Raw genomic sequence first — 6,482 nt, forward strand, 5'->3', positions numbered from 1 at the left:
GCGTGCTCCCCGCCCGCCGCCGCGCGCCGCTCGGCCGCCTGCTGCGCTCGGAGCTGCGGTGGATCTTCCGGCGGCCGCGCACGCTGGTCGTGCTCGCGCTGCTCACCGTGCTGCCGGTGATCACCGGCATCGCCGTCGACCTGACGTTCGACGGTGCGGCGGCACCCGACCCGACCGCGGGACCCGGCCCGGGCGGGAGCGGCCCCGGCGAGGGGCCGCCCATCTTCGTGACCATGGCCAGCAGCGCGTTCGTGCTGCCGCTGGGCTCGCTGATGACGCTCCTGATGCTCCTGCTGCCGCTCACCGTGGCCATGGCGAGCGGCGACGCGCTGGCCGGCGAGCAGTCCACCGGCGCGCTGCGCGGCTGGTTGCTCGCCCCCGTCGCGCGTGGCCGGCTGCTGCTGGTCAAGGCCGTGGGCGTGCTCGTCGTCGCTCTGGTCGCGGCCACGCTGGTGGCCACGTCCGGGCTGGTCACCGGAGTCGTCCTGTCGGGGACCGACGGCCTGGTGTCGATGTCGGGCACCCAGCTCTCGGTCGCGGACGTGCTGGGGCGGCTCGCGATCGCCGTCGCCTGGGCCACGGTGTACCTGATGGCGGTCGGCGCGGTGGCGCTCGCGATCTCGGCGTCGACCGAGCACCCGATGCTCGTGGTGGTGAGCGTGCTGGGTGGCCTGATCGTGTCCGGCGTGCTGCTGCAGATCTCGGCGCTGGACTGGCTCCACCCGTACCTGCTGCCGACGTCGCTGGCGAGCCTGGCCGACCTGATCCGGGACCCGCTGGCGTTCGACGGCCTGGGCGAGGGAGCGTTCCGGTCGCTGTGCTACCTCGTGATCGGCATGTCCCTGGCCTACGCCCGCATCACGACCCGAGACGGCTGAGAAAGCGAGACGCCGCCGCGCGCCTCCCTTCCGGAAGGCGCGCGACGGCGTCGGGCAGCGGGGATCAGTCCCCGACGTTGTCCGCGTAGTCGATGTCGCGGGTCTCGCGCTCCAGGAGCAGCGCGACCAGCGTGATCACGGCCATGGCGGAGAGGTAGACGCCCACGAGCACCGGCGAGCCGTCGCCCTTGGCCCACAGCCACACGGCGATGAACGGGGCCACGGCGGCACCGAGCACCGACGACAGGTTGTACGCGATGCCGGAGCCCGTGTACCGGACGTTGGCCGGGAACAGCTCGGGCAGCACGGCCGCCATCGGGCCGAACGTGAGGCCCATGAGCGTGAAGCCGAGGATCAGCAGGGACTGCACGCCGAGGTCGCCCGCGGCGAACAGCGGCACGAACAGGGCGCCGAACACGATGATCGCCACCGTGACCCAGATGAGGTGCTTGCGGCGGCCGAACTTCTCCGCCATGGGGCCGGACGCGAGCGTGAAGATGCCGAAGAACACGACGCCCACGATCAGCATCCAGAGGAAGTCGATCTTCTCGTAGCCGAGGCCGGCGGGGGAGCCGTCGGTCGGCTCGGTGACCGCCACGCCGTAGTTCAGCGTGAACGTCGTCATCAGGTAGAACAGCACGTACGTGGCGAGCATGATGAACGTGCCCGAGATGATCTGCTTCCACGACGTGCGGAAGACGCGGGCCACCGGCACCTTGCTGACGGCCTCGGCCGCGAGCACCTTGCGGAACGCCGGGGTCTCCAGCAGCGAGAGCCGCACCCACAGGCCCACGATCACCAGGATCGCCGACGCGATGAACGGGATGCGCCAGCCCCAGGCCGCGAACTGCTCCGGCGTGAGCGACGTGGACAGCGCGATGAACACGGTGTTGGCGAGGATGAAGCCGATCGGCGCGCCGAGCTGCGGGAACGTGCCGTAGATGGCGCGCTTGCCCTCGGGCGCGTTCTCGGTGGCAAGGAGGGCCGCGCCGCTCCACTCGCCCCCGAGCCCGAGGCCCTGGCAGAACCGGCACAGCACGAGCACCGCGGGCGCCGCCAGAGCCCAGCCGGGGGTCGACGCCGCGGGGATGAGGCCGATCAGGACCGTCGCGATACCCATCGTGAGCAGCGACGCGACCAGCGTCGCCTTGCGGCCGATCCGGTCACCGAAGTGCCCGAACAGGACCGAGCCGACCGGCCGCGCCACGAAGGCGACGCCGAAGACGGCGAACGACGACAGGAGCTGCGTGGTCGGGTCCTCGGCGTTCGGGAAGAACAGCGCCGGGAAGACCAGCGACGCCGCGGTCGCGTAGATGTAGAAGTCATAGAACTCGATGGAGGTACCGATGAGGGAGGCGACGACGACGCGGCCGCGGGGATTGCCGGCCGGCGCTGCGCTCTCCTTGCCGCCGGGGGTCCCGGCGGTCGGTGCTGCGGAGGTGCTCATGCCCGCGAGATTAGGCGTGCCGTCCGCCATCCGGGAAGGGTGTCTCGCGATACGGATGGGGTCTTGACGTAGGCTGCGGCCGTCGGCAAGCGGCTGTCATGCGCGGCCTGTCATGCGCGAGCGATGTGCACACACGGCGTGTCGAACTGCGGCCTGGTGCGTCGCGAGTGAAGGTGTGGTGAACGGTGAATACTCCCACTGGTTGCCGTGTTGGCACGACCGGCGGTGAGGGGCAGGATCGACCGGGCGCCCCCGGAGGCTCCGCCATCGGAAATCCATCATCGGAACGAACGAGACGACGACGAGGATATGAACGATCTGCTGTATGTGAACGGCGGCAACCCGTTGAACGGGACCATCACCGTTCGAGGCGCAAAGAACTTCGTGTCGAAGTCCATGGTGGCTTCTCTGCTGGGGGAGACCCCGAGCGTGCTGCGGAACGTCCCGCAGATCCGTGACGTCAAGGTCGTCTCGGGGCTCCTGGACCTGCACGGCGTGAACGTCAAGTACGACACCGACGCCGGCATCCTGGACCTCGACCCGTCCAACGTCGAGTCCGCCCACGTGGCCGACATCGACGCCCACGCCGGCTCCAGCCGCATCCCGATCCTGTTCTGCGGGCCGCTGCTGCACCGCCTCGGTGAGGCGTTCATCCCCGACCTGGGCGGCTGCCGCATCGGCGACCGGCCCATCAACTACCACCTCGACATCCTGCGTCAGTTCGGCGCCGTCGTGGACAAGCGGCCCAACGGCATCCACCTGCGCGCGCCGCGGCGCCTGCAGGGCACCAAGATCTCGCTGCCGTACCCGTCGGTGGGCGCCACCGAGCAGACGCTGCTGACGGCGGTCCGCGCGGACGGCATCACCGAGCTCTCGGGCGCGGCGATCGAGCCCGAGATCATGGACCTCATCGCCGTGCTGCAGAAGATGGGCGCGATCATCTCGGTCGACACCGACCGCGTGATCCGCATCGAGGGCGTCGACCGCCTCGAGGGCTACACGCACACGGCCCTGAACGACCGCATCGAGACCGCCTCCTGGGCCTCCGCGGCCCTGGCCACGGGCGGCGACATCACCGTCAAGGGCGCCACGCAGCCCGAGATGATGACCTTCCTCAACACGTTCCGGAAGGTCGGCGGCCGCTTCGAGGTGCAGGACGACGGCATCCGCTTCTGGCACGCCGGCGGCGACCTCAAGTCCATCGTGCTGGAGACCGACGTCCACCCGGGCTTCATGACGGACTGGCAGCAGCCGCTCGTCGTGGCGCTCACGCAGGCCACCGGCCTGTCGATCGTGCACGAGACCGTGTACGAGAACCGGTTCGGCTTCACCGACGCCCTGCGCAAGATGGGCGCCACGATCCAGGTCTACAAGGAGTGCCTGGGCGGTCGCGACTGCCGGTTCGGCCAGCGCAACTTCCACCACTCCGCCGTCGTCTCCGGCCCGACGCCGCTGTCCGCGGCCGACATCGAGGTGCCGGACCTGCGCGGCGGGTTCTCCCACCTCATCGCGGCGCTGGCCGCCAAGGGGCAGTCGACGGTGCGCGGCATCGGCCTGATCGACCGCGGCTACGAGAACTTCCAGGACAAGCTGGAGGCCCTGGGCGCCGAGGTCGTCCGCGGCTGAGGTCTTCCCTCGTGCGTGTCAGGCGCGGGCAGGGTTCGCGGTTCGGCCGAGTATCCTTTCGGCCGTGTCCATCCCACGCCCCGAGTCGCGCATGTATCGCTTCGTCGCGTTCCTCGTGCGGAACCTCATGTTCGCGCTGTGCAAGTACGAGTGGAAGGGCGAGGAGAACTTCCCGGCCAAGGGCGGGTTCATCGCCGCGGCCAACCACGTCACCGAGCTCGACGCGCTGACACTGGCCCACTACCTCTTCGACATGGGTCGCGAGCCCCGCATCCTGGCCAAGCGTGGTCTGTTCGACTCGCCGCTGACGGGCTGGGCCCTGCGGGGCACCAAGATGATCCCGGTGGACCGGGACTCCGCGAAGTCCGCCGAGTCGCTGAAGGAGGCCGCGAGCCAGCTCGGAGACGGTGCCTGCGTCGCGATCCTGCCCGAGGGCACCCTGACGCGCGACCCCGACTACTGGCCCATGGAGGGCAAGACCGGCGTGGCGCGCATCGCGCTGACGACGCGCCTGCCCGTGCTCCCGGTCGCGCAGTGGGGCGTCACCGACATCCTGCCGCGCTACGGCCGGCTGCCCAAGCCGTTCCCGCGCAAGAAGGTGACCATCCGCACCGGCCCGCCCGTGGACCTGAGCGACCTCTACGACCGGCCGCAGGACACCGCGACGCTCCGCGAGGCCACCTCCCGCATCATGGACGCGATCAGCGCCGAGCTGGAGCAGATCCGCGGCGAGAAGGCCCCGAAGCCCCGCTTCGACCTGCGCAAGCACCCTGACTACGAGGCCAAGATGACGAACTACCCGCCGGTGGAGCGCCCGTGAGCGAAGTGACGAAGACCGTGGGCACCGTGCAGGGGCAGCCGAAGGTGGCCGTGCTCGGCGCCGGCTCGATGGGCACCACGTTCGCGATGGTGCTGGCCGACGCCGGCTGCGAGGTCACCCTGTGGGGCCGCGACGCCGCCGTGCTCGACGCCGTGGACCGCACGCACCGCAACGAGAAGTACCTTCCGGGCGTGCAGCTGCCCCCGATGCACGGCACCACCGATCCGGCGACCGCCCTGCGCGGCGCGTCGATCGTGGTCGTCTCCGTGCCGTCCCAGGTGGCCCGCGCCACGCTGGAGTCGATGAAGCACCTGGTGCACGAGGTGGCGGCGCCGGGCGCCGTCGTCGTCTCCCTGATGAAGGGTGTCGAGCTCGGCACGGACAAGCGCATGACCCAGGTCATGGCCGAGGTGCTGGAGCTGCCCGACGAGCGCGTCGCCGTCGTCTCCGGGCCGAACCTGGCGCCCGAGATCGCCGATCGGCAGCCGACGGCGACCGTGGTCGCCTCCCGCAGCGAGGCGACGGCCCAGCTCGTTGCCTCCGCCTGCTCGACCGGGTACTTCCGCCCGTACACGAACACCGACGTGGTGGGCGTGGAGCTGTGCGGCGCGGTGAAGAACATCATCGCCCTGGCCGCCGGCATGGCGCAGGGCCAGGGCCTGGGCTGGAACACGCTGGCCACGCTCATCACGCGCGGCCTGGTGGAGATCACGCGCCTCGGCCTCGCGCTGGGCGCCGACGCCGCCACGTTCTCCGGCCTGGCGGGCATGGGCGACCTGATGGCGACGTGCGCGTCGCCGCTGTCGCGCAACCACCGGCTCGGTAAGCACGTGGGCGAGGGGCTCACGCTCGCCGAGGCGATCAAGGCGACCGGCGGCACGGCCGAGGGCGTCAAGTCGTCGGAGTCGGTGCTGGAGCTGGCCCGGGCGCACGACGTCGAGATGCCGATCACGGCCGGCGTCGTCGAGGTGCTGGCGGGCCGGCTGCCACTCTCCGAGCTCGCGGCGACGCTGCTGGCGCGGCCCCAGAAGTCCGAGGTCGCGGGCTGAGCCTGCTGGTCTGACGCCGGACAGCAGTCCAGATGCCGTCCTGAGCGCCCGGCCCGTGCGGCCGGCGCTCAGTGCTGGACGTCGACCACCACGCGCATCGGGTCCTCCAGCAGGAACGCCCGGAACGGGCGCTCGGCCCCGTCCACGCCGAGGAACGCCGTCGTGTACCCCTCGAACCAGTACCGGTACACGATCTCGTCGATCGACCTGGTGTCCGCGGGCTCGATGCGGTCGCCCGAGAACTCGTCGACGCCGCTGTCGGTCGGGGTCGCGGTGCCCGAGATCGACACCCGCAGGATCGCGTCGCCGTCCACCCGCACGGTGTCCCCGGAGCCGTCGTCGACGGCCTGGTCCACGTACTCGACACGCCAGCCGGGTTTGCCGCTTCCCGTGCCGTCCAGGTCGAAGACGACCCGGTCGTAGCCGTCGTGCGCGGCGACGCGCACGTCCGTGACGGTCAGGAACGTGTCGCCCGCGCCGGAGGGCTCCGCGGTGTCGGGCCTGGTGTTCGCGGCGAAGGCCGGGCCGGAGTCGGTCTCCGTGGCCGAGGTCGCCGGCTCGGGCTCCGGTTCCGGCTCGGCGGGCTCGCCCTCGTTCGCCGACTCCGGCGGCTCCTGCGAGGCGTCGGGCCCCGAGGCGATCGGCGCCGGCTCGGACCCGTC

The 6,482-nt window shown here is 71.1% G+C and carries 6 protein-coding genes; 4 read left to right on the plus strand and 2 right to left on the minus strand.

The window, feature by feature from the left end; translation table 11 throughout:
* The coding region (locus PROKR_RS25740; protein WP_425414942.1) for an ABC transporter permease subunit at window positions 1-878 on the plus strand (878 nt) is incomplete at its 5' end.
* Window positions 879-942: 64 nt separating this feature from the next.
* On the opposite strand, the gene PROKR_RS25745 is transcribed toward PROKR_RS25740, so the two are convergent.
* Complete coding sequence (locus PROKR_RS25745) at window positions 943-2,325, minus strand: MFS transporter (protein ID WP_036969399.1); 1,383 nt, start codon at window positions 2,323-2,325, stop codon at window positions 943-945.
* A 309-nt stretch (window positions 2,326-2,634) separates the two neighbouring features.
* Between PROKR_RS25745 and murA the strand changes: the two genes are divergently transcribed.
* The 3 genes from murA to PROKR_RS25760 all read left to right on the plus strand — a co-directional run bounded on the left by murA (window position 2,635) and on the right by PROKR_RS25760 (window position 5,820).
* Entirely contained in the window at window positions 2,635-3,951 is a 1,317-nt protein-coding gene (gene murA / locus PROKR_RS25750) for a UDP-N-acetylglucosamine 1-carboxyvinyltransferase (RefSeq protein ID WP_020013735.1), read from the plus strand.
* Between the two features lie 64 nt (window positions 3,952-4,015).
* Window positions 4,016-4,771 (plus strand): lysophospholipid acyltransferase family protein, encoded by a 756-nt coding sequence (locus tag PROKR_RS25755; RefSeq protein WP_342665914.1) that lies wholly within the window; start codon window positions 4,016-4,018, stop codon window positions 4,769-4,771.
* Window positions 4,768-5,820, plus strand: coding sequence for an NAD(P)H-dependent glycerol-3-phosphate dehydrogenase (locus PROKR_RS25760; RefSeq protein ID WP_051433368.1), 1,053 nt, complete (start codon window positions 4,768-4,770; stop codon window positions 5,818-5,820). The genes PROKR_RS25755 and PROKR_RS25760 overlap by 4 nt, the downstream gene beginning before the upstream one ends.
* A gap of 68 nt (window positions 5,821-5,888) precedes the next feature.
* On the opposite strand, the gene PROKR_RS25765 is transcribed toward PROKR_RS25760, so the two are convergent.
* A partial coding sequence (locus tag PROKR_RS25765) for an AMIN-like domain-containing (lipo)protein (RefSeq protein ID WP_051433369.1) occupies window positions 5,889-6,482 on the minus strand: 594 nt, incomplete at its 5' end.

This window comes from Promicromonospora kroppenstedtii DSM 19349 (assembly GCF_000515355.1).
GTDB lineage: Bacteria > Actinomycetota > Actinomycetes > Actinomycetales > Cellulomonadaceae > Promicromonospora > Promicromonospora kroppenstedtii.

Excerpts from the sequence above, each read along its gene's own strand:
- PROKR_RS25745 (WP_036969399.1), bottom strand. The coding sequence starts at position 2,325 with ATGAGCACCTCCGCAGCACCGACCGCCGGGACCCCCGGCGGCAAGGAG.
- murA (WP_020013735.1), top strand. The coding sequence starts at position 2,635 with ATGAACGATCTGCTGTATGTGAACGGCGGCAACCCGTTGAACGGGACC.